At 42.7% G+C, this 25,554-nt stretch carries 23 protein-coding genes; 15 read left to right on the top strand and 8 right to left on the bottom strand.

Going from position 1 to position 25,554, the window contains the following annotated elements:
- The first annotated feature begins 140 nt into the window (after positions 1 to 140).
- The 4 genes from treY to V7L20_RS32840 all read left to right on the top strand — a co-directional run bounded on the left by treY (position 141) and on the right by V7L20_RS32840 (position 5,112).
- Positions 141 to 2,933 (top strand): malto-oligosyltrehalose synthase, encoded by a 2,793-nt coding sequence (treY, locus tag V7L20_RS25135; RefSeq protein WP_334746688.1) that lies wholly within the window; start codon positions 141 to 143, stop codon positions 2,931 to 2,933.
- 317 nt (positions 2,934 to 3,250) lie between these two features.
- On the top strand, positions 3,251 to 4,786 hold the full coding sequence (locus V7L20_RS25130) for a trehalase family glycosidase (protein WP_334746687.1): 1,536 nt from the start codon (positions 3,251 to 3,253) through the stop codon (positions 4,784 to 4,786).
- 74 nt (positions 4,787 to 4,860) lie between these two features.
- Positions 4,861 to 5,007 carry a hypothetical protein gene (locus V7L20_RS25125; protein WP_334746686.1) on the top strand — a complete coding sequence of 49 codons (147 nt, stop codon included), beginning with the start codon at positions 4,861 to 4,863 and terminating at the stop codon, positions 5,005 to 5,007.
- A 12-nt stretch (positions 5,008 to 5,019) separates the two neighbouring features.
- A complete protein-coding gene (locus V7L20_RS32840) occupies positions 5,020 to 5,112 on the top strand; it encodes a BrnA antitoxin family protein (RefSeq protein ID WP_442943627.1) in 93 nt (30 codons plus the stop codon).
- A gap of 249 nt (positions 5,113 to 5,361) precedes the next feature.
- On the opposite strand, the gene V7L20_RS25120 is transcribed toward V7L20_RS32840, so the two are convergent.
- On the bottom strand, positions 5,362 to 5,514 hold the full coding sequence (locus tag V7L20_RS25120) for a hypothetical protein (RefSeq protein WP_334746685.1): 153 nt from the start codon (positions 5,512 to 5,514) through the stop codon (positions 5,362 to 5,364).
- A 454-nt stretch (positions 5,515 to 5,968) separates the two neighbouring features.
- Between V7L20_RS25120 and V7L20_RS25115 the strand changes: the two genes are divergently transcribed.
- The 7 genes from V7L20_RS25115 to V7L20_RS25085 all read left to right on the top strand — a co-directional run bounded on the left by V7L20_RS25115 (position 5,969) and on the right by V7L20_RS25085 (position 11,510).
- Positions 5,969 to 7,384: a nicotinate phosphoribosyltransferase gene (locus tag V7L20_RS25115; RefSeq protein ID WP_334746684.1), complete on the top strand. Its 1,416-nt coding sequence runs from the start codon at positions 5,969 to 5,971 to the stop codon at positions 7,382 to 7,384.
- Positions 7,385 to 7,388: 4 nt separating this feature from the next.
- Positions 7,389 to 7,988 carry a nicotinate-nucleotide adenylyltransferase gene (locus V7L20_RS25110; RefSeq protein WP_334746689.1) on the top strand — a complete coding sequence of 200 codons (600 nt, stop codon included), beginning with the start codon at positions 7,389 to 7,391 and terminating at the stop codon, positions 7,986 to 7,988.
- Positions 7,949 to 8,695, top strand: a complete 747-nt coding sequence (locus V7L20_RS25105; protein WP_334746683.1) for an NUDIX hydrolase — start codon at positions 7,949 to 7,951, stop codon at positions 8,693 to 8,695. Before V7L20_RS25110 ends, V7L20_RS25105 begins: the two co-directional genes overlap by 40 nt.
- 31 nt (positions 8,696 to 8,726) lie before the next feature.
- A complete protein-coding gene (locus V7L20_RS25100) occupies positions 8,727 to 9,020 on the top strand; it encodes an isochorismate lyase (protein ID WP_334746682.1) in 294 nt (97 codons plus the stop codon).
- A 53-nt stretch (positions 9,021 to 9,073) separates the two neighbouring features.
- A complete protein-coding gene (locus tag V7L20_RS25095) occupies positions 9,074 to 10,792 on the top strand; it encodes an NAD+ synthase (protein WP_334746681.1) in 1,719 nt (572 codons plus the stop codon).
- A gap of 74 nt (positions 10,793 to 10,866) precedes the next feature.
- Entirely contained in the window at positions 10,867 to 11,085 is a 219-nt protein-coding gene (locus V7L20_RS25090; RefSeq protein WP_334746680.1) for a transferase hexapeptide repeat containing protein, read from the top strand.
- Positions 11,082 to 11,510 carry a type II toxin-antitoxin system VapC family toxin gene (locus tag V7L20_RS25085; RefSeq protein WP_334746679.1) on the top strand — a complete coding sequence of 143 codons (429 nt, stop codon included), beginning with the start codon at positions 11,082 to 11,084 and terminating at the stop codon, positions 11,508 to 11,510. The genes V7L20_RS25090 and V7L20_RS25085 overlap by 4 nt, the downstream gene beginning before the upstream one ends.
- A 13-nt stretch (positions 11,511 to 11,523) precedes the next feature.
- On the opposite strand, the gene V7L20_RS25080 is transcribed toward V7L20_RS25085, so the two are convergent.
- From V7L20_RS25080 to psbQ, 7 genes are all read right to left on the bottom strand, one after another.
- Entirely contained in the window at positions 11,524 to 11,844 is a 321-nt protein-coding gene (locus tag V7L20_RS25080; RefSeq protein ID WP_334746678.1) for a hypothetical protein, read from the bottom strand.
- 124 nt (positions 11,845 to 11,968) lie between these two features.
- Positions 11,969 to 13,111, bottom strand: coding sequence for a TIR domain-containing protein (locus V7L20_RS25075; RefSeq protein WP_334746677.1), 1,143 nt, complete (start codon positions 13,109 to 13,111; stop codon positions 11,969 to 11,971).
- Entirely contained in the window at positions 13,095 to 16,208 is a 3,114-nt protein-coding gene (locus V7L20_RS25070; RefSeq protein ID WP_334746676.1) for a leucine-rich repeat domain-containing protein, read from the bottom strand. The genes V7L20_RS25075 and V7L20_RS25070 overlap by 17 nt, the downstream gene beginning before the upstream one ends.
- A gap of 619 nt (positions 16,209 to 16,827) precedes the next feature.
- A complete protein-coding gene (gene hemJ, locus V7L20_RS25065) occupies positions 16,828 to 17,409 on the bottom strand; it encodes a protoporphyrinogen oxidase HemJ (RefSeq protein ID WP_334746675.1) in 582 nt (193 codons plus the stop codon).
- A 188-nt stretch (positions 17,410 to 17,597) separates the two neighbouring features.
- Positions 17,598 to 18,449: an alpha/beta fold hydrolase gene (locus V7L20_RS25060; RefSeq protein WP_334746674.1), complete on the bottom strand. Its 852-nt coding sequence runs from the start codon at positions 18,447 to 18,449 to the stop codon at positions 17,598 to 17,600.
- Positions 18,450 to 18,582: 133 nt separating this feature from the next.
- Complete coding sequence (locus V7L20_RS25055) at positions 18,583 to 19,677, bottom strand: NAD(P)/FAD-dependent oxidoreductase (protein ID WP_334746673.1); 1,095 nt, start codon at positions 19,675 to 19,677, stop codon at positions 18,583 to 18,585.
- 196 nt (positions 19,678 to 19,873) lie between these two features.
- Positions 19,874 to 20,329, bottom strand: coding sequence for a photosystem II protein PsbQ (psbQ, locus tag V7L20_RS25050; protein WP_334746672.1), 456 nt, complete (start codon positions 20,327 to 20,329; stop codon positions 19,874 to 19,876).
- Between the two features lie 351 nt (positions 20,330 to 20,680).
- Between psbQ and V7L20_RS25045 the strand changes: the two genes are divergently transcribed.
- The 4 genes from V7L20_RS25045 to V7L20_RS25030 form a co-directional block, all read left to right on the top strand.
- A complete protein-coding gene (locus V7L20_RS25045) occupies positions 20,681 to 21,109 on the top strand; it encodes a hypothetical protein (RefSeq protein ID WP_334746671.1) in 429 nt (142 codons plus the stop codon).
- Positions 21,110 to 21,303: 194 nt separating this feature from the next.
- Entirely contained in the window at positions 21,304 to 22,485 is a 1,182-nt protein-coding gene (locus V7L20_RS25040; protein WP_334746670.1) for a hypothetical protein, read from the top strand.
- A gap of 176 nt (positions 22,486 to 22,661) precedes the next feature.
- Positions 22,662 to 24,101, top strand: coding sequence for an NB-ARC domain-containing protein (locus V7L20_RS25035; RefSeq protein WP_334746669.1), 1,440 nt, complete (start codon positions 22,662 to 22,664; stop codon positions 24,099 to 24,101).
- Positions 24,095 to 25,554: tetratricopeptide repeat protein (locus V7L20_RS25030; protein ID WP_334746668.1), on the top strand; the 1,460-nt coding region annotated here is incomplete at its 3' end. The genes V7L20_RS25035 and V7L20_RS25030, both read left to right, overlap by 7 nt.

Genomic DNA, 25,554 nt, shown 5'->3' with positions numbered 1-25,554 from the left:
TCTCTCCTTGAGATTCATCGCGTCTCTCCTTGAGATTCATCGCGTCTCTCCTTGAGATTCATCGCGTCTCTCCTTGAGATTCATCGCGTCTCTCCCTGAGATTCATCGCGTCTCTCCCTCACTCCTCACTCAAAAAAAATATGCGAATTCCTACCGCTACCTATCGAATTCAGTTCACACCTCAGTTTGGCTTTGATGACGCCAAAGCGATCGCAGCTTATTTGGCAGATTTAGGTATTTCCGATTTGTATGCTTCCCCCATTTTCAAGGCACGATCCGGGAGTACGCATGGCTACGATATAGTAGATGCCAATCAACTTAACCCAGAACTGGGAACTAATGAATCCTTTGATGAATTAGTTGGCGAAATCCAATCCCTTGGTATGGGCTGGTTACAAGATATTGTGCCCAACCACATGGCCTATACCAGCGAAAACCCTTATTTGATGGACATATTAGAACACGGTCCAGATTCCAGCTATACCGACTACTTCGACCTTTCATGGAATGCTCCCTTTGGCGATCGCCAACAGCGAATTCTAGCGCCGCTACTGGGAGACTTCTACGGTGTATCCTTGGAAAACGGAAATATTCAACTGCAATATGAACAAAACGGTTTAACTGTCAACTATTACAGCTTGAAACTGCCGTTGCGGTTAGACTCTTACACAAAAGTTATCATCTATAATCTGGGTAAACTCACGCGCACACTCGGACGTAATCACCCCGATTTTATTAAGCTATTGGGGATTCTCTACATTCTCAAAAATGTCCCCTCAGAAGTTGCGGGAAAACAGCGACAAGACCAAATCGCATTTATTAAAGGATTGGTTTGGGAACTCTACACCACTAACGATACTATCCGCGAGTTCATTGACGAAAATATCCAAACTTTCAATGGAGAACCGGGCAATTCAGAAAGCTTTAATCTCCTAGATGATTTACTCAATGACCAATTTTTCCGTCTCGCCTTCTGGAAAGTTGGGGCAGAGGAAATGAACTACCGCCGTTTCTTTACTGTCAATGAGTTGATTTCCGTTAAAGTTGAAGAACTGCGAGTTTTTAATAATACCCACAGCTTTATTGAAAAGCTGGTTGAGGAAGGCAAATTTACAGGTTTACGCGTCGATCATATTGATGGACTTTATAACCCAATCCAGTATCTTGAAAGACTACGGGAAAAGATGGGTGATGTTTATATTACGGTTGAAAAGATTTTAGAACTCACCGAAGATTTGCCGGAAAATTGGAAAATTGAAGGTACATCTGGATATGACTTTTTGAACTATGTAAATGGCGTATTTTGTCAAACTGAAAATGAATCGCAGTTCGATAAAATTTACCAAAACTTTATTGGTTCACGAGCAGATTATGCTTCGGTGGTAAAGGATAAAAAGCACTTGATACTGGAAAAGAATTTAGCAGGTGATATTGACAATCTAGCTAGTTTGTTAAAGAATATTTCTAGCAAATATCGCTATGGGAATGATTTTACCTTAAATGGCTTAAAAAGAGCGATCGCGGAAGTTTTAACAATGTTCCCGATTTACCGTACCTACATTACACCAGATGGAATTGGGGATAGCGATCGCGCTACCATTCAAGAAGTAATTCACCAAGCCAAAGAACAAACGCCTCTGTTGCAGCATGAATTGACCTTTATTGAAAAGTTAATGCTGCTAGAGTTTGATAATTCTCTGACTCAAACAGAACGCGAACAGTGGATATATTTTGTCTTGCGGATGCAGCAATACAGCGGCCCGCTAATGGCTAAAGGTGTTGAAGACACCACATTATATGTTTACAATCGCTTGCTGTCGCTGAATGAAGTCGGAGGTAATCCCGGTCATTTTGGGATTTCAGTCAGCGAATTTCATGCTTTTAACAAACAGCACCAAGCAACTTGGCCGCACACAATGAATACCACAGCCACCCACGATACCAAACGCGGCGAAGATGTGCGGGCTAGGTTGAATGTGTTGTCAGAAATCCCTGATGAATGGGATCAGCAGGTAAATACCTGGAGTGCCATTAATCGAGGACACCGGAGCCACCGCCACGGGTTCGCTATGCCCGATCGCAACGATGAGTATTTTATCTATCAAACCTTAGTAGGAGCGTTTCCCTTTGCGGAACATGAATATGCATCCTTTGTGGAACGGGTAAAAGACTATATAATAAAGGCAATTAGAGAAGCGAAAGTTCATACAGCTTGGTTGCGACCTGATAGCGAGTATGAAGAAGCTTGTACCTCCTTTATTGAAAAGGTACTCGACCCTTCTCTCTCCGGGGAATTTCTAGAAGCGTTTCGTCCCTTTCAAGGGCGAATAGCAGAGTATGGTATCTTCAATTCTCTTTCCCAAACTCTACTGAAGATTACTGTGCCAGGGGTGCCTGATTTATACCAAGGAACAGAACTTTGGGAACTGAGCCTAGTTGATCCAGACAACCGCCGTACCGTGGATTTTGAACAGCGACGCACCTACTTAAGCGCTATCCACGAACAGGCGAAAACCGACATTCTAGGTTTGATTCAAGAGTTGCTGAGTGATAAAACCGACGGCAGAATAAAACTGTTTTTAACGGCTCAATTACTCCATGCCAGAACAAACTATGTCTCATTATTCCAGGACGGCGACTATCTACCGTTAGAAGTTCAGGGAACCTACGCCAATCATATAATCGCCTTTGCGCGGCGGGAGGGGAATCAAACAGCGATCGCGATCGCGCCTCGCTTTTTAACAAGCCTCATCCAGCCAGGAGATAATCCCTTGGGCGAGTCAGTTTGGCAAGATACACACCTACAATTACCCGATGGAACTTCCTTCTCTGGAAAAAATGTCCTAACTCAGCAACCCTTACAGGCTAAAGAAACATTATCTATCGCAGCAGCCCTCGCCCATTTTCCAGTTGCGCTGTTAGTCAGCGATTAAGGGGTATTGGGCAAAAGAGGCAGAGGGAAAAGTGTAGAAGGCAGAGGGGAAAACTCTTCTGCCTTGCTTTTTTGCTGCGCGATCTAGCCTTTATCAAGGTGACATGTAGATTGAATTTCATATTCGTTCAACTCAAATCTTCACTTGTTCCTTTAGAATTCTGAAAATTCTGATTACTGATCTCAAAGTTCCGAATTCTGAGCTAGTAATGAAATAGAAGTTGCAGTCTCATCCAGATTCACCTTGATAGCGCTACTCCCTGTTTTTAGTCCTTAGTCTCTATTCCCCAGCCCCCATTTTGAATTTTGAGATGAATTATGACCACTCCAGCTTACACTGAGACTCCACCAGCACTTACCACCGCGCAAATTGACGCTGTGCGATCGCATATCAAAAAAACTTGGAAAACCTTAACGCGATCGCACGAACATTTATTGCAATCTGCCAAGGATACTAAGCTAGACCACAAAACAGACACTCCTTGGATTGTCTACGTTTCACCTTTAGAAGATTGTCCCAATATTCGGAGAGTGTTAGAGCGATCGCTATCTGCCGAGGATATGCAAAGAATTGAAATTCGCACTTTGCCACCGGAAGTAGAGTCGATTAAAGAGCATGGGTTACTATACTTACCAGGGCCTTATGTGGTACCAGGTGGGCGTTTTAATGAAATGTATGGCTGGGACAGCTACTTTATATTACTGGGACTTTTGCACGATGGGGAATTAGAGCTAGCGCAAAGCCAAGTAGACCAAATGTTGTACCAGGTGCAGAATTACGGCATCATCCTCAATTCTAACCGGACTTATATGCTGTCGCGATCGCAGCCTCCTGTCCTCAGCATGATGGTTTTAGCATTATTCCAGCACACCCAGGATAAAGAGTGGTTAAGGTCAACCGTACCGCTACTAGAGCAATTTTACTATTACTGGGTAGTACCGCCGCACCTGAATTCTGCAACAGGCTTATCTAGATTCTATGCTCTTGGAGAAGGCCCCGCGCCAGAAGTTTTGTTCTCCGAGCGGGATGAGGAGGGAAAAAGCCACTACGATCGCGTCAAGGAGTACTATAAAACTTTTGAAGTTGAGGATTATGACGTTAGTCTTTATTACAACCAGGAAACTGACGAACTGACCAGACTATTTTATAAGGGCGATCGCACCATGCGCGAGTCCGGTTTTGATATCACCAACCGATTTGGCCCTTTCAGTGCTGATATCCTCCACTACGCTCCTGTGTGCCTCAACAGTTTGCTGTATCAGGTTGAACTTGATATGGCGCAAATTAAGCATATTCTGGGGAACGAACAACTGGAAGAAAAATGGAGCAATCGCGCAAATATCCGCCGCGATCGTATCGATCTGCGTCTTTGGGATGAAGAACAGGGACTTTATCTGGACTACCACTTCCAGAGTGGAAAACGCCGCCGCTACGAATTTGCTACTACGTTCTATCCCCTGTGGCTGGGAATTGCTTCACCAACCCAAGCCAAACGCGTCGTAGAAAATCTCTCTTTATTTGAAGCCCCAGGCGGAATTTTTACCAGTACTCGTGTCACCGGAAACCAGTGGGATGCTCCTTTCGGTTGGGCACCATTGACATTAATTGCTGTCCAAGGACTTCACCGTTATGGGTTTCATACAGAAGGCGATCGCATTGCCAACAAATTCCTAGCTATGGTAATTAAAGAATTCGGGCGTCACAACACTCTAGTTGAGAAATACGATGTTGAACGCTGTTCTGCCAACGTTTCCGACGAAATCTGCTTTGGATATAGTTCTAACGAAGTTGGCTTCGGCTGGACAAATGGAGTCATTCTGGAACTCTTAGCAGCTGGTGGAAAAAAAGTTTAAATAAAAAGGCGTGAGGAAAAAATCACGCCTTTATCTTCTGCCCGAAAGCCACCCCAAAGAAAGCAGAACCTACTATGAGTATCTCGGCCAATCGACTTAAAGAACTTCAAAATATCCCGGATACAGCGATTAATATTTCAGATATTCCTGAATTAGATCAGCAATTCTGGGAAACAGCCAAAATGGTAAAACCTGTTAGCCAAGAAGCCACATTAATTTAACTAGATCAAGATATTCTCGATTGGTTTAAAAGCAAAGGTAAAGGCTACCAATCTCTAATTAACTCCGCTCTTTGCTCTTATATTGAGCATAATTCATCGCTATAACGCCTTGTTAATTCCCTAACAGTTATATCAAAACAACGATCAACTTATTTCCTGAATCTTTCCCAACTTACAACTAACGGCACAACACGATAAATAAGTAGTGCGGGCATCTTACCCGCTACTACAATATGGGAGCAAGATGCTCCCACAACTTTTAAAAACTATGGTTCTCAAAATAGTCCCTTTTGAAATCTGAGTAGTGCAGGCATCTTGTCCGCTACTATCAGCAGAGATTTTTATATTCAGCACCTAATTATTATCATCTTTACGCTTATCGTAAGGTTCACCTGTAAAAGGTTGTACGCCTGTAGCAGGATAAGCGTCATCATTAGGCCCAAAAATCCGCATTGCAGCTTCAGAAATATACTTGGTTATGTTCGCAATGATGTTGGAAATACCCATGATATTTGACTCCTTATTTTCGAGTCGCTATATAAGTGATACCTATTACTTTAATGCTGGATATTCTTCGGTGGCTCGTGTTCTCAATATATTGAGATTATATGCAATGTTTATTCAGATAACTTCGCAATACTTTAGCTTGTCAAAAAGCCAAATTTTTCTTATTAATTCTAATTGTAATTTAGCCATTTTTTCAACCCCAGTCTGGGAAAGAGGCTCGTAAACAAACTTGCCTTACAGGATATTATTTCTTTTCATTAGCCGCCTTACCCCATTAACATTATTGCTAGCTATTACTATTAAAAAATATTAAGTATTTGATGAAGTTAGGATTAATTTACCTCTCCATCTACTGTTATACGGCAATCTCAGAAAATATACTTGTCGGTAGTTGACATTATTTATGGTAAATATTACCATAAATAGCAGAAGCATCTTGTAAGGAAGCTCTTGCATGACAACTTTGCCAGATTTGGATTATGTATATAAACAGCAAAGCCAGCAGAACCAGGAACTAAACCTATCTGCGGATGACTACAGCTTGCTGACCGACCTTTACCAGTTAACAATGGCAGCTTGTTACACAGGCGAGGGTATAGAACAACGACGGGCAAGCTTTGAATTATCTGTCAGACGATTGCCAGAGGGTTTTGGTTATTTAATTGCAATGGGGCTGACGCAGGCATTGGAATATTTAGCCAAATTCCGCTTTAGTTCGGCGCAAATTGCGGCATTACAGGCAACGGGAATTTTTGCTCACGTAGGCGATCGCTTTTGGTCACTATTAGCTGAGGGAAAGTTTACGGGTGATGTTTGGGCAGTACCAGAAGGGACGGCTGTATTTGCCAATCAACCACTATTGCGGGTGGAAGCACCCCTTTGGCAAGCGCAACTAGTGGAAACTTACCTTTTAAATACAATTAATTACCAGACTTTGATTGCCACAAAAGCAGCACGGTTGCGGGATGTAGCGGGGGAGCAAGCAACACTTTTAGAATTTGGCACAAGACGAGCATTTAGTCCCCAAGGGTCTTTGTGGGCGGCGCGGGCGGCGTTGGCAGGTGGTTTAGATTCCACTTCTAATGTGTTAGCAGCGCTACAACTAGGACAAAAGCCAAGTGGTACGATGGCACACGCCTTGGTGATGGCGTTGTCAGCAATAGAAGGCACTGAAGAACAAGCTTTTAGTGCATTTCATCAATATTTTCCGGGTGCGCCATTGCTGATTGATACTTACGATACCATTGCTGCTGCCGGGCGCTTGGCCGAAAAAGTAAATTCCGGGGAAATGCAATTAACAGGAGTGAGATTGGACTCAGGAGATTTAGTTACCTTATCAAAACAGGTGCGATCGCTCCTTCCCGGTGTGCCAATTTTTGTCAGTGGCGACTTGGATGAGTGGGAGATTGCCAAATTAAAAGCTGCTGGGGCCGAAATTGATGGTTACGGATTAGGAACGCGACTAGTTACAGGTTCGCCTGTAAATGGAGTTTATAAACTTGTAGACATTGATGGTATCCCAGTGATGAAGCAGTCTAGTGGCAAGATAACTTATCCAGGGCGCAAGCAGATTTTTCGCTCGTATACAGGAGGTAAGGTAAAAGCAGACAGATTGGGACTTTTAGGTGAAAGTTCTGTGGAAGAAGAACCTTTGTTGCAGTTGGTAGTGCAACAAGGTGAACGGATACAGCCTTTGGAGTCATTGGCAACAATTCGTCAACGTACCGCCGCCTCAGTTGCCAGTTTGCCACAACAGACAAGGCGTTTGGATCATCCAGCGGCTGTAGAAGTGGAGATTTCTGAGGGGTTACGGGTGTTGACTGAAGAAACTAAGAAACGAACCGCAAAGGACGCAAAGGACGCAAAGTAAGATGATGAGAGTTGCTTTGTTTGGAACTAGTGCCGATCCGCCAACTGCTGGACATCAAGAAATTCTAAGTTGGTTGTCTGAGCGTTATGATTGGGTAGCGGTTTGGGCAGCAGATAATCCATTTAAGTCTCATCAAACACCCTTAGAACATCGGGCGGCAATGCTGCAACTGTTGATTGCGAATATAGACGCACCACGGCACAATATTACTTTGGAACAAGAATTGAGTAGTTTCAAAACGCTGGAAACAGTGGAAAAAGCAAAGCTTAGTTGGGGTGAAGATGCTGAATTGACGTTGATCGTTGGTTCAGATTTACTGAGTCAGCTACCACGTTGGTATCGTATTGAAGATTTGTTACAGGAAGTGCAACTACTGATTGTACCGCGACCGGGATATGCAATAGATGAATCTAGTTCAGAGGTAGTGCAAAAGCTGGGAGGGAAAATTGCGATCGCTAGTCTGACCGGTCTAGATGTTTCCTCAACAGCCTACCGCGAACATGGAGATTCTCAAGCCCTCACAGCCCCTGTAGTTGCCTATATTAATCGAGAGCATTTGTACGAATGCCAGGACGTTCACCAAAAAAGATACCAACTCCGTTAAACCAACAACCTTTGGCCGATTTCAAGGTTGGTGTTGATAATGTAATTTTTTCTGTAGATACTGTACAAAATCGGCTGTTAGTTCTATTAGTAATGCGACAGCAAGAACCATTTTTAAATCATTGGAGTCTTCCTGGTACTTTGGTACGTCCAGGAGAGTCCTTAGAAGATGCCGCCTATCGCATTATGGCAGAGAAAATTAAGGTCAACAATCTCTATTTAGAACAACTGTATACATTTGGCGGGCCGAATCGCGATCCCAGGGAAGCAATTGATAGTTATGGTGTGCGTTATTTATCAGTTAGTTACTTTGCCTTGGTGCGATTTGAAGAAGCCGAATTAATTGCTGATCGCGTGACTGGTATAGCTTGGTATCCGGTAAAACAAGTGCCGCAATTAGCTTTTGATCATAACGAAATTCTGGCTTATGGACATCGGCGGTTACGGAATAAATTAGAGTATAGCCCTGTGGCTTTTGAAGTCTTGCCAGAAATGTTTACTTTGAATGATTTGTATCAGTTATACGCCACAGTTTTAGGTGACAATTTTTCCGATTATTCTAATTTTCGAGCGCGTCTACTCAAGTTAGGTTTTTTATGCGATACCGGAATTAAAGTATCACGAGGTGCTGGTCGTCCGGCTAGTTTGTATAAGTTTAACGCCGAAGCTTTTGCGCCTTTAAAAGATAAACCTTTGGTGTTTATTTAATGAACCACTAAGATGCTGGAAATACCAAATTATGAAAGAATCAAACGATTGTTTTAATCTTCCAGAAATTCGTGTTTGTATTGATACAATTGATCAACAAGTTATCTCGCTCTTTGGAAAGAGATTTGAATATGTGAAAGCCGCAGCAAAATTTAAAACTAATCAAACAAACGTCAAAGCCCTAGAAAGGTTTAATACTATGTTGCAGCAAAGACGACAATGGGCTGAAGAAGCAGGATTAAGCCCAGATGTGATTGAAAAAGTCTATCAAGATTTAGTCAGCTACTTTATTGATGAAGAATTAAAACATTGGCTATCTAAATAAAAGCTAAATTAGCCACTTTTGTACAATCCAAAATCTTAAAGATAACATCCACAATGAAAATTGCGATCGCTCAAATTAATCCAACAATTGGTGATTTGCTTTTAAATGCCCAAAAAATCCTGGAGGCGGCACAACGCGCAGCATCTACCGGGGCGCGTTTATTGTTAACACCAGAACTTTCTTTGTGTGGCTATCCACCAAGAGATTTATTACTAAATCCTAGTTTTGTGGAAGCTATGGGTATCACTTTACAAAACTTGGCCCAGGATTTACCACCAAATTTAGCTGTATTAGTAGGAAATGTTGAACAGAATCTCAAAGCACATATTAGTGGTGGTAAAACCTTATTTAACAGCATGGCTTTGTTAGAGAATGGCAAGGTCAAGCAAGTTTTTCACAAACGACTTTTGCCTACTTACGATGTATTTGACGAACGTCGCTATTTTGAGCCAGGTTTACGAGCCAATTATTTCACTCTAGATAATATCCATATTGGCGTAACTATTTGCGAAGATTTATGGAACGATGAGGAATTTTGGGGCAAACGTAATTACGCAGTAAATCCGATTGCTGACTTAGCAATTTTGGGTGTAGATTTAATTGTAAATTTATCTGCTTCTCCCTACACTGTCGGCAAGCAGCAGTTTCGTGAAACAATGCTGAGACATAGTGCAATACGTTTTCAACAACCGATGATTTATGCTAATCAAGTTGGCGGAAATGATGATCTAATTTTTGATGGGCGGAGTTTTGCCTTGAATCGTAAAGGTGAAGTTATGTGTCGTGCCCGTGGCTTTGATACCGATTTAGTGGTAGTTGAATTTGACGAAGTGCAACGAGATTTGCAGTTAAGTTCTATAGCACCTGTCTATGAATCGGGAGATGAAGAAATTTGGCAAGCTTTGGTTTTAGGAGTACGAGATTATGCTCGTAAGTGTCGCTTTTCTAAAGTAGTGTTGGGTTTAAGTGGCGGAATTGACTCTGCAATAGTAGCTGCGATCGCAACTGCTGCACTTGGTAAAGAAAATGTCCTCGGTGTCCTCATGCCTTCCCCTTACAGTTCCGAGCATTCCATCACTGATGCTGTGGCATTAGCCGAAAATTTGGGGATTAAGACTCATCTTTTACCAATTGGCGAGTTAATGCAAGGCTTTGATCGTACTTTAGATGATTTGTTTGCAGGTACTGAGTTTGGACTGGCTGAAGAGAATATCCAATCTCGGATTCGCGGTAATTTATTAATGGCGATCGCTAATAAATTTGGCTATCTTCTCCTATCTACCGGCAACAAGTCAGAAATGGCAGTTGGTTACTGTACTCTCTACGGAGATATGAATGGCGGATTGGCTGTAATTGCAGATGTTCCTAAAACCCGAATTTATTCACTTTGCGAATGGTTAAATCGCAATAATGAAATCATCCCACAAAATATCTTGACTAAACCACCCAGTGCCGAACTCAAACCAGGTCAAGTTGATCAAGACTCTCTACCGCCTTACGAAATTTTGGACGATATTTTGCAACGCCTGATTCATAATCACCAATCAGCAGCCCAAATAGTTGCAGCCGGTCACGATCCGCTAATTGTAGGCCGAGTAATCCAAATGGTAGCGCGGGCTGAATTTAAACGGCGACAAGCACCCCCCGGTTTAAAAATTACTGATCGCGCCTTTGGAACTGGTTGGCGAATGCCAATTGCTAGTAACTGGATTGGTGTCAAAAACGCCTACCAGACTAAAACCACAGCTACACCTAACCTTAGTTTGTTGTGATGGACAAAATGCTCATCCGCGTTGTCTAGGCGCGGATAAGCATTACCATTGAAACTAAATTATCAAAGAAAATTATGTTAGATGAAGCAAATTTTGAACAACGTTTAGTGACTCTTGAACAAACAGTTGCAGATATCAAACATCGAGTCATTGATGCGCCTACCTGTAGTAATTGGCTGGAAAAGGTTATTGGCTCAATCTCTGATGAACCAGCATTTTTGGAAGCTTTAGAGTATGGTCGGTCATTACGCCACGCTGACATATTTACAGAAGAGACTGGCGAACAACTGTGAGATATCTACTGGACACTGACCATATCAGTTTTCTTCAAAGACGCTCAGGAACAGAGTTTTTAATATTAGCTGCTCATATTGCCCAGCATCAGTCCACAGATTTTGCTTTTTCTATTGTTAGTTTCCATGAGCAAGTAATTGGCGCTCATACCTTTATTATGCGTTCCCAAACACCTGGTGATGTAGTTCGGGGATATACTCTGTTAATGGAAATCATTCGGGGGTTTTCGGCAGCACCAATTTTACCATTCGATGCTGGAGGAGTAACCATATTTGAAGGGTTACGAGCGCAAAGAGTTCGCATAGCCAGGATGGATTTAAGAATAGCTTCGATCGCACTTTCACGAGGCTTAGTATTATTGACTCGCAACACTAGCGACTTTAGCAAAGTTCCAAACTTGATTACACAGGATTGGACTGTGTAAGCTTCAAAGTGAATTAAAGAGCCAAAGATTTACTTTCAACCTTCACCTTTCCACCTCTGAACTCGAAGATTGCACCTTTTAACACCAATTGTCGAGTTAAAAGAGCGATCGCTTGACCTTTTATCCTCGAAATTGCGTCTTTTATTCTCAAAGTTGCACCTTTAACCCTCGAAGTTGCGTCTTTTATTCTCAAAGTTGCACCTTTTATCCTCGAAATTGCGTCTTTTATCCTTGAGGTTGCACCTTTTACCCTCGAAGTTGCGTCTTTTATCCTTGAGGTTGCACCTTTTACCCTCGAAGTTGCGCCTTTTATCCTCGAAGTTGCACCTTTCACCCTGATTATTCTACTTTTGAACTTAAAGCTTGTACCTCACAACACAAATTGTCGAGTTCAAAGGGCGTAGGTCTAGCCTGTTGGAGACATTGCTCAACCTTTAAGGCCAACCAATAGGTTATTTTTACTCATCTAAACGCTGTGCGATCGCATTCAGCAATTCCTCAAAGTCTGATTGGCTGTGAATATCAGGCGTGAGCGTGTTCATATCTTTGAGAATGTTCGCAAGCCGTGGTAGGTATTGGCGAATTTCCGCGTAAAGGTCGATATCCTCTCGAAAGCCGTCTAGGTTTGCTGCGGATACCTTTTTTAAGGCAGCATCCAATTCCTGAACTTTGTTTTCCCAATATTCTACATACTTAAGCCTATCAGTAGCCTCATAAATTTGGGCATCTGGTAAAACAATAGGGAAGATGCGATCGCCAAACTCTTCATTTTTAGCAATTTGCACTAGCTCAAACATACAATTGGGAGATTTTAAATACTGGTCGCTAATTACTAAAATTACGCATGTACTACGGCTCAAACGCTGCATGAATTCTTTAAATCTTCCTTTATAGCCAATTGCATTGGTATCACGAATAATTTTGATGCCTTTGGCTTGAAATGCTTGCTCTATTTTCTCTACAAGTGGCTTACTTTGTTGATCTCGCCAAGTGTAAGAGATAAACACTTCCTTTTGATTGCTATCCTTTAGGTGCTGTTTTAATGATTCCTCTCTTTGTTGCTCCAGTTCGCTTTGTAACTGTGTAACTTGGGGTTTGAGTTCTCCATCTGCTCTAATGTCTTGGAGCATGACATTATCAATTAACCTACGGACATCTACCATTTCATAGCTATTTTCACACTCAATTTGGTAACGACCAGCGTTCAAACGTTTGTTGAGTTTTTCTAGAGAGTAGGAATAAGGGGTGGGCAGATTTTTACAAGTTTCGCAGTTACAAGGAACTAGGGTTTGATATTGCAAACGTTCGTAAGAGTTGTGGATCTTTTCGAGTTCATGGGTGATGACTGCCATCAATTCTTTTGTACGGTTTCCGGCTACACGGATTTTAATTTCTCGTTGATTGTAGTTTTCAATGATTTCAGCACGAGTTTGGTCTTTGTTGAGAACAACACCGTTTTTCCAAACGAGTTTTTGCTGTTCAATCCAAGGGTGTGTTTCGACAATAAGGCGGGTGAGGATGCCTTTGGGCATGAATGTATAGGTGTAGCGCAGGATAAGGTTGTTGCGATCGTCCCAGGTATAATCAATCAGCTTTTTCAATGGAAAGCAATTGAGGCGCAATATAAATGTCACGACGACCCGGAATTTCATAGCAAAGCTTGAACCGCATCATTAATTGCAGGAGTTCATCTCGCATATCTGCATATTCGCCGTCTTGCCAAATATCTTTGAGGTTTTCTTTGGTAAAACAACCTGGCTTTTGCTTGACAGTTTGACTGTCCAAAACTTTGTAAACGGCAATTGTACCCCATTCCGGTTTGAGGATGACGTAGTGTTTGAGTGTAGAATCGTCTTGAAAGTGCAGGCAAACGCCGAGGTCATGTAAATACTTACTCAAGTTTTTCATGTCTTCACGGTCAGTTAATTTATTAACTTGGCAAAGGTTACAGTATTCATCAAAGGTGATATAATTTCGGGAATCGTTCTCTAGAGCGGCTCTGACTCTTACCCAGAGTTTTGGTTGAGGTGTAGCAACGTGGTCAAGATTACTGATGTAAAGCTGAATAGCCTTTTTAATCTCTGCTAAACCGCGATTAGTATCTAAATTGGTTGGTAGAATTTGCTTGAGGTTGTCAAATTCTCCTCGTAACTTTCCTTCATCGACTTCGCACTGACGGTCTTGTTTTTCGTTTTTGATGATAATAACTGGACTCTTGTCACTCAAGAGTTCGACAACCTTTAGCCACCAGTAAAAGTCAGTGTTTTCTTTGCGAGTGTCGGCAACTAAAGCATAGAGCGATCGCTTGCTGAGGAAAAACTGATGAGTTTGGTGGTAGATTTCTTGACCGCCAAAGTCCCAGATGTTAACGCGAAAATCTTTACTATTGGGTTGTGTAAAGTGCCACTGGATGACTTCAATGCCTTCAGTTGATTTCTCATTTGGCTGAAGTTTGTAGGTTTCGTCTTTGATTTTTTTGGCTAAAGAAGTTTTACCGGCTCCTCCTTCGCCAACAATCAAGAATTTTGCTTCGTAGAAAGGTTCGGTTTCGGCTGGATCTTGCACCCGAAAATAGAAATCGAGAATTTCATTTACATCACCTGGATCTTCATATAATTCCTTCATACCCAAAAGAATCTCTGGTGGAATGGGGAGTGGATTTCTACGAAGATCGAGCTTGTTTAGGTTTGGTAGTTCTCTGATTTCCGGTGGCAGACTGCTCAGTTGATTGTAGCGGAGGTCGAGGGTTTGCAGGTTGGTGAGTTGGACTATTTCCGGTGGCAGACTACTCAGTTTATTACTGCCCAGGTTGAGGGTTTGCAGGTTGGTGAGTTGGACAATTTCCGGTGGCAGACTGCTCAGTTGATTTCTGCCCAGGTCGAGGGTTTTCAGGTTGGTGAGTTGGACAATTTCCGGTGGCAGACTGCTCAGTTGATTGTAGCGGAGGTCGAGGGTTTGCAGGTTGGTGAGTTGGACAATTTCCGGTGGCAGACTGCTCAGTTGATTACTGCCCAGGTCGAGGGATTGCAGGTTGGTGAGTTGGACAATTTCCGGTGGCAGACTGCTCAGTTGATTACTGCTGAGGTGGAGGGTTTGCAGGTTGGTGAGTTGGCCAATTTCCGGTGGCAGACTGCTCAGTTGATTATTGAAGAGGTAGAGGGATTGCAGGTTGGTGAGTTGGCCAAATTCCGATGGCAGACTGCTCAGTTGATTATCGCGGAGGTTGAGGGATGGCAGGTTGGTGAGTTGGCCAAATTCCGGTGGCAGACTGCTCAGTTGATTGTAGGTGAGGTCGAGGGATTGCAGGTTGGTGAGTTGGACAATTTCCGGTGGCAGACTGCTCAGTTGATTTAAGCTGAGGTCGAGGGATTGCAGGTTGGTGAGTTGGCCAAATTCCGATGGCAGACTGCTCAGTTGATTTCTGTTGAGGTCGAGGGTTTGCAGGTTGGTGAGTTGGCCGAATTCCGATGGCAGACTGCTCAGTTGATTTCTGCTGAGGTCGAGGGTTTGCAGGTTGGTGAGTTGGCCAAATTCCGCTGGCAGACTGCTCAGTTGATTACTGCTGAGGTCGAGGGTTTGCAGGTTGGTGAGTTGGCCAAATTCCGCTGGCAGACTGCTCAGACTGCTCAGTTGATTATGGCTGAGGTAGAGGGTTTGCAGGTTGGTGAGTTGGACAATTTCCGGTGGCAGACTGCTCAGTTGATTACTGCTGAGGTAGAGGGTTTGCAGGTTGGTGAGTTGGACGATTTCCGGTGGCAGACTGCTCAGTTGATTACTGCCCAGGTAGAGGGTTTGCAGGTTGGTGAGTTGGACAATTTCCGGTGGCAGACTGCTTAGTGGATTACTGCTAAGGTCGAGGGATTGCAGGTTGGTGAGTTGGACAATTTCCGGTGGCAGACTGCTCAGTGGATTTCTGCTGAGGTAGAGGGTTTGCAGGTTGGTGAGTTGACCAAATTCCGGTGGCAGACTGCTCAGTGGATTACTGCCCAGGTGGAGGGTTTGCAGGTTGGTAAGTTGGCCAAATTCCGGTGGCAGACTGCTCAGTTGATTATTGAAGAGGTTGAGGGTTTGCAGGTTGGTGAGTTGGCCAAATTCCGGTGGCAGACTGCTCAGTTGATTACTGTAGAGGTGGAAGTGATTACTGCTGAGGTCGAGGGTTTGCAGGTTAGTGAGTTGGACAATTTCCGCTGGCAGACTGCTCAGTTGATTATCGCTGAGGTAGAGGGTTTGCAGGTTGGTGAGTTGGACAATTTCCACTGGCAGACTGCTCAGTTGATTATCGCTGAGGTAGAGGGTTTGCAGGTTGGTGAGTTGGCCGAATTCCGATGGCAGACTGCTCAGTTGATTTCTGCTGAGGTGGAGGGTTTGCAGGTTGGTGAGTTGGCCAAATTCCGCTGGCAGACTGCTCAGTTTATTACTGCCCAGGTTGAGGGTTTGCAGGTTGGTGAGTTGGACAATTTCCGGTGGCAGACTGCTCAGTTGATTACTGCCCAGGTCGAGGGATTGCAGGTTGGTGAGTTGGACAATTTCCGCTGGCAGACTGCTCAGTTGATTACTGCTGAGGTGGAGGGTTTGCAGGTTGGTGAGTTGGACAATTTCCGGTGGCAGTGTTCTTAACCCTTTGTAAGAAAGGTCTAATTCTGTCACCTTGTCTCTTGCAGCTTGTTCAATAATTTGCAACAGTTCTTTGTTAGTCATTTCGGGTTTTGCCGAGGCGATGCCTGACGACGAGTTGCTGCTTGGACGCGCAGCAGAGAAATTGAGCTAATTAACAATGTAGCCTGTATCAAGGATTGCATTGAGGCAATGTGCGTTAGCGTAGCCCGCCCTTAGACACTGCGCCCCTACGAAATCGTTCACCATTCAACCTCTGAACTTGAACCATATTACGGAAAAAATTTAATATATATCGCCAATAAATAGTTTTTTCTTCAGTGTAACATCTGTGAATTTTTGTGTGCTAAATCATAAATTAATAGTAAAAATTGTGACATTATATTTCAGTTGAGCGTATAGTTTCAAACAACATCAGTTATTAAAATAATGTTTATACCTAGAAGTAAGTAAATTAAGGTAGGTGCATAATGAAACTACAAGATTTCTTGGGAAAAGATGAAAAATGGTCATTTGATGCGATCGCAGAAGATGCAGATTTGGCTCGTTATGTCGCTAATCGCAAATATACTTTTTATACTACCTGATTCCTGGGGATGATTTACTGTAAACGTTTTCAGGATGAGGTAATGGTTAATTGATAGAATTTATTCTTGTGATGCAACGTTTAGTAAGGTAGCATAGCTGTGCTACCCTACTTTGTCTAACTTTGTTCTTGTGGTTCCCCTATTTGTGCCGTCAATTTATCTTTATCTTGCCTGCGTTTTTTGGCGTAAAGTTGAATAGTAACTGCCATCAAAATAATCATGGCGAAAATAGCCCAAGCAGCGATATCTGTAGGTAGATTATTCTTAAACACAGCTAGCAAGACAATCGCTACTAACATAACTGTAGGTGCTTCATTTAAAGCACGTAATTGCTGACTATTCCAGCCGCATTCATCTACTGCTAACTTTTTCATCAGTCGAGCGCAGTAATGATGATAGCCAATTAAAATGGCAACAAATAGTAGTTTTATATGCAACCAACCCTCTTTTAAAACATCTGGTTCAGTGGTTAATAAACCGATAGCCATTGCGATCGTCACAAACATTCCTGGGTTAGTGATGATATAGTAGAGACGCTTTTCCATGATTTGATACTGATTTTTCAGTATGGTTCGTGCTGGTTCAGGTTCAAGGTTCGCTTCAACATGATAGATAAAAAGACGTACCAGATAGAACAAACCAGCGAACCAAACTACAAATCCGACAATATGAAAAGCTTTAAACCATGAATAAGCCATGAAGATTAATCTCCTTTACTTGTGGTTGCAATCCATTTTTAATGGTAATAAAAAGTTCACAAATGCAGGCTGAAATAACGTTATAAGTCTGGCAAAAATCCAGAATTAATTTCTTTACCACAGATAAATTATTGGTGTTTATCTGTAGTTTCATTTTTATGATATCGATTTTTGCCAAAAGTATATTGTCAATGAGCATCTTTACGACGCACGAAGGGTAAAAGGTCTTGCAAAATTGCTTCGTGGTAGTGTTCTTGAGGATAATGTCCGACGTTATTAAGTTTTATTAATTCGGTATTTGGTACGGATTTGTCAAAATTTTCGGCAATGTCTACGGGTAACCAAGGGTCAATCATACCCCATTGAATTAGAATTGGCTCTTGCCATTCTTTAAAGCCAGCTTCTATTTCTTTCATTGCTGAATCAAGCTGTAAATTGCGAATACTTGATAAGAGACTCCGCCCAGATGAAGAACTTTTTAAAAATGGTTTTCGATAAACATCTAAATCTTTATCTTCGATGCGATAACGGCTTCCACCTTCTAGTGTCCGGTCAACCAAAAGCGGGTCTTGAGTCATTACTTCACCTGCCAAAGGTAAACCCATTTGTTTAATTTTCCAGGGTAATTTGGCAGCAGTTGAAATTGGTGTATTTAAAATAGCTAAATTGGCAATTTGTTCTGGATGACGCAAGGCATATTGTAATCCTACAGAACCTAAAAAACCTTGGACAACTAAAGAAAAGTGTTCAATTTCTAGCGCTTTAACAAATCCTTCTAAAGCTGTAATAAAAGCATCGGGAGTATAAGCAAAATCTCGTTTTTCTGGTTTTGCAGAAAAGCCGTAACCAATCCAATCGGGAGCGATCGCTCTTGTACCCTGATTCGCTAAAGCAGGTATAATATTACGCCAACTATAACTTTGTGAGACTAAGCCGTGTAGCAACAACACAGGTGCTAAGTCAGTTCTACCGATTGGTAAAGATTCCCGATAAAACCATTCCAGTGAATCTACATTGATTTTATGTTCTGTTATTGACACGCTGTTTTCCTATATTGGGGATTGGGGATTGGGTACTGGGGATTAGGGATTGAGTATTGAATACTGATATGAAGAATTTAGTCCCCAGTCCCCAGTCCCAAGTCCCCAGTCGCGAGTCCCCAGTCCCCATTCCCTAAGAAATAATCATCTCACGAATCGCATAAGCTGTAGCGGGCGCTAGTAAAACGCCGTTGCGATAGTGTCCGGTAGCTAGGAGGACATTATTAAACCCTGGTAACTTACCAATAACTGGGGCTGGGCGTCCTTCAGGACGGGGACGTAACCCCGACCAAGTGCGGCGAATGGTTGCTGTAGCTAATTCTGGACAAAATGCGATCGCTTGTTTTCTAACAGATTCCAGCAGTTCTTGATTTGGCGGTATCTCATCGCCATTGTTGGGAAATTCCACTGTTGCACCCACCCAATAATTTCCACCGCCCAGAGGAACAATATGCACATCGTTACCCGTTATCACTGGCTGGAAGTCTGGATTACCTAACAAATGCCCTACATGCATTTGCAACGCTTGCCCAAGTACGGGGCGGATATCAATTATCTGATTTAATTTTGCCGTCAGTGGTGTTGAACCTAGCCCTGCTGCGACTACAAACCAATCTGCGGCTATTTTTCCTTCTGTAGTCTCAAGTTGAACGCAAAATTGAGGGGAAGAATCAGGTGGTGAGGTTTGGGCATCCAAAACAGCCACACCAAATTTGAAAATTACACCGTTTTGCTGGGCAGCCTCAACTAAAGCTAATGTCAGAGCAGTTGGATCGAGTTGACGATCTTGGGGAGAATAGACAGCGCCAGTAATTTGTTCGTTATTAATTTGAGGACAGATATTTTTGAGTTTAGCCGTATCCCATATTTCTAAATGCCAGCCTTGAGAGTGGCGAACTTCCACAAGTTTTTCCCATGCTGCTAAATTCTCCTCTCTTAAACCAAGACTGAGAATTCCCTGGCCGTTAAAGGGGATTTGGCGACCTGTTAAAGCTTCTAGTTCAGGAATCAAAGTTTCATAGCATTGGATGCTAGTTTCTCGCATCTGCCAAGCTTTGCCCTTAATTTTTTGGCTGATTACGCCCATTAAAACGCCAAGTGCAGCGCCCGTGGAAGCTTGTGCTGGTGCTTGCCGATCGCAAACTGTGATTTTTAGCCCTTTTACTTGACTCAGTTGGTATGCGATCGCAGCTCCAATTACACCACAGCCGATAATAACTACATTCATGACTTGTGCTTTAAATGAGAAGTTAGGAGTTAGAAGTTAGGAGTGAGGAGTTAAAAATTTAAAATTCTTAACTCCTGTACAGATGCGAGTAATCGCGTTTCTACTGTACAGATGCGATTAATCGCGTTTCTACTGTACAGACGCGATTAATCGCGTCTCTAACTTCTAACAGACGCGATTAATCGCGTCTCTACTTTTAACCCTCTTCTTTCTTAGGAAGCAGATTGAGGAATTTGTCAAAGTCTGCAAAAGCAGCTTCAGAGCTAGTCAAGGCAGGTTGAGGATTGCCAGCACTAGTAGCTTTATCAAGTTTAACCAGTTCGTCAAACAAATCTCGTGTTATCTGACGTGCTGCGGGTTGGTCTTTGGGCAGAAGGTTGGGAGTTACGTAAGTCAGGTTCAGCCTTGCTTCTGTTATGGGCCCATGTATAAAGTTACGCACATTGATCCAATCAGCTCTTTGGATCAGGGTTTTCAACTCTTGTGAGCGATCGCGCACAGCCTGAATTTCAGGAATATAAGCCTGAATTCTTTCAAGTTGTGTTGCTGTATAAGTCGGAGGTGCTACCGCAACACCAGGGCCACCACAACTAATTAGGAATGTGGCCAATAATACTAGGAAAAATGAAAAAATCGAGCGTTGACGCGCCATATATTGAAGTTGATTACTGTTTTTTTACCGATTAACAGTGTCATTTTAGATCGCTAGCGTAATTTATCGTTCTTATCTGCCAAGGATTTTGCAGAAAATCTTGATATTTTTTACAAACGGCAGAGTTTCATCTGCTTTTTAAGTACAATTACTTAAAAGGTGTTAGCCAGTCTCAACAAGAAGCGATTTTTGGTATCTGTCTGGTAACCAGGATTGTTAGGAAAGTATGATTTAGAGTTGCTAAATCTCAAAGGTCTTGATAAGCTGAAACACCAATTATATAAGCCTTCTGGCAGTTTTTCTGTCTTCACATCCCCAAAGATGCCGACGCAATTATAGGAGTGTTTTTTAGTGAACGCAGCTGAACAGGCAACGAACCTTGAACTCGCCAGCAACATTGCTACGGTGGTTAATTTGTTCAAATTCGAGTTTCCTGATGCCAAATCTGATCTCAAACCCTGGAAAAATGACCCGGAAACCAGGGAGTTAGTCGATCCAGATTCTATAGATATTGGCTTTCACTTTCCTGGGATTAGCAAATCTTGGCGAAGTCGCAGTATTTTAATTCAAATCCGATTTTATCAAGATCCCATCAATAATTCCCGTCGGGCGATCGGCGTGGAAGTAGCTGGATTTGATCATCGCGGCGAAGCGTGGCGACTTTCTACGGTAGAAAACTGGAGTGTTGTCGGCGCATCTTCGCCTTCTGATGAAATCGAGAATAAACTCAAACAGATTTGCCGACAGATTTTAGAAGTTTTTAATAAACCAAGTCAATGAAATCAACTTGTCTTAAAGAAAGTAGTGAGGAATAATACATAATTACTAATTCGTAATTCGTAATTAAATAGGTACAAGCCCTTTGATTCATCAATGGAAATATAAAAACGCGTAGATAGTATCATTATTTCAAGCCCCTAACTTCAGGTATGGGGTAAAAATTACGAATTACGAATTAGAAATTACGAATTATTGTGACCACCGTAATATTTGTACATGGCACAGGCATTAGAGAACGAGAATACAACGAAACTTTTGAGATAATTGAGCAAAAGATTCACGCCCAACGTCCTGATATTAAAGTTTCTCCGTGTTTTTGGGGTGGATTAGGTGCAAAGTTCAATGATAACCGGGCATCAGTACCCTTGGAAGATGCGACACTGGCTTTATCTCAAAGAGAAGAAGATGCAGATATTATCTTGTGGGGGCAATTATACCGCGATCCTTTGTATGAGTTACGGCTGTTGTCTTTAAAACCAAAACCAATTGAGTCAGGAAATCTCTTTGGGGAACAGCCAAGGGATATTTTAGAATCTCGTGTAGCCAGTCTCACTCTGGCATCTCAACTACAAGCTAAGTTGCAAGAGGCGGGAATTGCAGAGGTATTTGAGCAAGCACGAGAAGATGTTGTCCACAGTGAACCGTATGATCAAGCATTGCTCACGGTTTGCGAATCTGATTTGAGTGAATATTATGCACCAATAGCTAGAGCAATTATCGCTCAAGCAATGTTTATTAGCGAACAGCAAGAAAAATTTTCCCCGATACTCACCGATGCCCAATTGCGCGATAAAGTTGTGGAATTGCTGACTCTGGCTTTGACAGAGGCGGAATTAGGGTTAGGTGAGTGGTTGTTAAAGCCACTTGTTGGACTAGCGCAGCACGGCGGAACATATTATGTAAAAGGAAACCGCTTGGAAGTAACTGATAAATATTCTCCCGTTCCTGGTGATATTTTGTTGTATCAGACGCGAGGTGAAAAAATCAGGGCGTTTATCCAGCAACAAATCGAACAAGCAGAACCGCCAGTGGTTTTAATCGCCCATAGTTTGGGAGGTATTGCTTGTGTAGATTTGCTCGTGCAGCAGCAATTGTCTCAAGTGGAATTATTGGTAACAGTTGGTTCCCAAGCACCGTTTTTATATGAGATTAACGCCCTCTACAGTTTAGAATATGGGCAGTTATTACCAGAGCCTTTCCCGGAATGGTTGAATATCTACGATTTACGGGATTTTCTCAGTTACGTAGGTAATAGAATTTTTCCTGAGCGTGTGCAGGATGTGGTAGTAGATAGTAAACAACCATTTCCCCGTTCTCACGGTGCTTATTGGACAAATGCCAAAACCTGGGAAGCGATTATTTCGAGGTTGCCATAATGGTTTACTTTTTACGGTATTTAGAAAACCAATTCAGTAATCGTAGAAGAACTTCTCCCCTAACCCCTCTCCGAAGCAAAGAGGGGAGTTTGACTCCCCATTCCCTTGTAGGGAAGGGGGCTAGGGGGTTAGGTCATTTTCTCCATAACGTGAGAGGCTAGGTCATCATGCAGTTGATGGCGAAACCTGAGCGGACATTTGGGTTAATTGTGGGTATTGAAAAATACCATGAAACTGCTTGGAATGTGCCGGGTGGAGGGCCAGCCGATGACGCGCTGAAATTTGCTCATTGGCTGCATCGGCGCGGTGTACCGAAGCAGAATATCCGGTTATGTTTATCAGCACTCGAAGAAAATCATCAGTTAATTGGGGAATGTGGGTTAACTGTAGAGTTAGCAACTGAGCAAAATATCTCCGACATTGTGACTAACTTTTTATCCCCAAAGTCGGGGGATTTACTCTACATTTTTTGGGCGGGACATGGTTTGATTACCTCAGAACGAGAGCGTCGGTTGTTTTTTGCTGATGCGAATGAACGGAATTACCAGAACTTAAATTTGAATTCTTTATTAGTTTATTTGGCTTCAAAGAAATTTCAGATTCGTAATCATATTTGTATTGTTGATGCCTGTGCTAATTTTCCTTCATTGCTACGATACCAATCAGGTGAATTACCTGGGAAAACTTTTTTTAGTGGAGATCCAGACCCAGCTAGTCAACAATTTGTGTTACTGGCGACGCGGGAAGGAGAGACAGCAAAGGTAAATTCTACAGAAAAAACAGGATACTTTTCTCAAGCTGTGCGAGAGGCTTTTGCAGCAGCTAATGGGACTTTTCCCCCGAATATGACGGAAGTTACCGAGGTAATTAAACAGCGATTTAAGAGTTTAGATAAAAAACAACTACCTACTTATTTTTATTCCCGCAATTGGGATGGAGATATTGAAAAATCTTATTTCAACCCGTTTGATATTCCGCATAATATCCTACAGAGTCAAGCTCGTGAGTTTGTTGGCAGGGATGAGCAAATAGAACAATTGCGTCAGTTATTGCAAGCAAATGATATTGTGGCTATTAGCGATGTGACTGAGAAAGGTGGCGTGGGTAAAACAGAGTTAGCTATTCAATACTCATGGCAATATTTGGAAGATTATTCTGGCGGGTGTTGTTGGTTAAATCCCCAAGGTATTGATTTGGGAACCCAGTTAGTAGAGTTTGGTGTTGTGAATTTACCTGACTTTAATCCACCAGATGGATTAAGCCTAGCAGGTCAAGTTGCTTATTGCTGGAAGAAGTGGCAAGCTGGCAAAGTTTTATTAATATTTGATGATGTCAAAGACTGGAAGCAAATTCAACCCTATCTGCCACCTAAAGGTTCTCGGTTTAAGGTGTTGATTACCACTCGTCTAAATACAGGGTTAGCATATCCATCAGTGCCGTTAGGTGGATTGTCAGAAGATGGAGCTTTAGAATTATTAGCAAAGCTATTGGGGGATGAATATGTTCAACAGGAAAATGAGACAGCAAGAAAAATTTGTAAATTAATCGGTTATTTACCTATTGCACTCTACCAAATAGCAGGGCATAGTCAAAACCGAGGAGGAGTATTATGCTAGCAGACATTCTCGCACAGCTACAAAAGCAAGCAACAGATGGCGAGTCTGGTGTAGCAGCAGCTTTTGAGTTGAATTGGCAAAGCTTGGAATCAGAGGCACAAAAATTGGCTTGTCTGTTGAGTTTGTTTGCTTTGGCTCCTATCCCTTGGTCTTTGGTAGAATCAGCAGCAAGTTACAGCGATTTGGAATTTGATCTCAAAGGTAACTGCACTATTTTAGTTGAGCGTTATTTGCTGCAAGAATTGGCAGAAGATACCTATCAAATCCATGATCGCATTCGGGAATTATTGCAGCAGAAGTTAGAAGAGTTAGCTCAAGCTGATGAACTCAAGCGCGGCTTTTGTCAAGCAATGGTAGCAGTAGCAAAAGATATTCCTCAGACACCTACATTGATAGAAATTGCTCAAGCAACTTTTGCCATCCCTCACCTTGCGGAAGCCGCTACAGTTTACCAAGCTTGGTTAAGCGATGATGATTTAATCTGGCCTTTTGTAGGCTTGGGTAGATTTTACGAAGGTCAAGGAGCCTACGCGCAAGCTTTACCTTGGCGTGAACAAAGTTTATCAGCTGCTAGAAAATGTTTTGGGGATGAATACCGTGATGTGGCAACTAGCCTGAACGATTTGGCAGTACTCTACAAATCACAGGGAAGGTACAGCGAAGCCGAACCTTTGTATATCGAAGCTTTGGAGATGTATAAACGCCTGCTGGGGGATGAACACCCATCTGTGGCAACTAGCCTGAACAATTTGGCAGTACTCTACTATTCACTGGGAAGGTACAGCGATGCCGAACCTTTATACATCGAAGCTTTGGCGATGAGAAAACGCCTGCTGGGGGATGAACACCCTGATGTGGCAACTAGCCTGAACAATTTGGCATTACTCTACGATTCCCAGGGAAGGTACAGCGATGCCGAACCTTTGTACATCGAAGCTTTGGCGATGAGAAAACGCCTGCTGGGGGATGAACACCCTGATGTGGCAACTAGCCTGAACAATTTGGCAGCACTCTACTATTCACTGGGAAGGTACAGCGATGCCGAACCTTTGTATATCGAAGCTTTGGAGATGTATAAACGCCTGCTGGGGGATGAACACCCATCTGTGGCAACTAGCCTGAACAATTTGGCAGGACTCTACAAATCACAGGGAAGGTACAGCGATGCCGAACCTTTGTATATCGAAGCTTTGGCGATGAGAAAACGCCTGCTGGGGGATGAACACCCATCTGTGGCAACTAGCCTGAACGATTTGGCAGGACTCTACAAATCACAGGGAAGGTACAGCGATGCCGAACCTTTGTATATCGAAGCTTTGGAGATGTATAAACGCCTGCTGGGGGATGAACACCCCTCGGTGGCAACTAGCCTGAACGATTTGGCAGGACTCTACAAATCACAGGGAAGGTACAGCGATGCCGAACCTTTGTATATCGAAGCTTTGGAGATGTA

This window comes from Nostoc sp. (genome assembly GCF_036916735.1).
Lineage (GTDB): Bacteria > Cyanobacteriota > Cyanobacteriia > Cyanobacteriales > Nostocaceae > Nostoc.
This window is presented reverse-complemented; position numbering and strand designations above follow the sequence as displayed.

Excerpts from the sequence above, each read along its gene's own strand:
- treY (WP_334746688.1), top strand. The coding sequence starts at position 141 with ATGCGAATTCCTACCGCTACCTATCGAATTCAGTTCACACCTCAGTTT.
- V7L20_RS25130 (WP_334746687.1), top strand. The coding sequence starts at position 3,251 with ATGACCACTCCAGCTTACACTGAGACTCCACCAGCACTTACCACCGCG.
- V7L20_RS25125 (WP_334746686.1), top strand. The coding sequence starts at position 4,861 with ATGAGTATCTCGGCCAATCGACTTAAAGAACTTCAAAATATCCCGGAT.
- V7L20_RS25120 (WP_334746685.1), bottom strand. The coding sequence starts at position 5,514 with ATGGGTATTTCCAACATCATTGCGAACATAACCAAGTATATTTCTGAA.
- V7L20_RS25115 (WP_334746684.1), top strand. The coding sequence starts at position 5,969 with ATGACAACTTTGCCAGATTTGGATTATGTATATAAACAGCAAAGCCAG.
- V7L20_RS25110 (WP_334746689.1), top strand. The coding sequence starts at position 7,389 with ATGAGAGTTGCTTTGTTTGGAACTAGTGCCGATCCGCCAACTGCTGGA.
- V7L20_RS25105 (WP_334746683.1), top strand. The coding sequence starts at position 7,949 with ATGCCAGGACGTTCACCAAAAAAGATACCAACTCCGTTAAACCAACAA.
- V7L20_RS25100 (WP_334746682.1), top strand. The coding sequence starts at position 8,727 with ATGAAAGAATCAAACGATTGTTTTAATCTTCCAGAAATTCGTGTTTGT.
- V7L20_RS25095 (WP_334746681.1), top strand. The coding sequence starts at position 9,074 with ATGAAAATTGCGATCGCTCAAATTAATCCAACAATTGGTGATTTGCTT.
- V7L20_RS25090 (WP_334746680.1), top strand. The coding sequence starts at position 10,867 with ATGTTAGATGAAGCAAATTTTGAACAACGTTTAGTGACTCTTGAACAA.
- V7L20_RS25070 (WP_334746676.1), bottom strand. The coding sequence starts at position 16,208 with ATGACTAACAAAGAACTGTTGCAAATTATTGAACAAGCTGCAAGAGAC.
- hemJ (WP_334746675.1), bottom strand. The coding sequence starts at position 17,409 with ATGGCTTATTCATGGTTTAAAGCTTTTCATATTGTCGGATTTGTAGTT.
- V7L20_RS25055 (WP_334746673.1), bottom strand. The coding sequence starts at position 19,677 with ATGAATGTAGTTATTATCGGCTGTGGTGTAATTGGAGCTGCGATCGCA.
- psbQ (WP_334746672.1), bottom strand. The coding sequence starts at position 20,329 with ATGGCGCGTCAACGCTCGATTTTTTCATTTTTCCTAGTATTATTGGCC.
- V7L20_RS25035 (WP_334746669.1), top strand. The coding sequence starts at position 22,662 with ATGGCGAAACCTGAGCGGACATTTGGGTTAATTGTGGGTATTGAAAAA.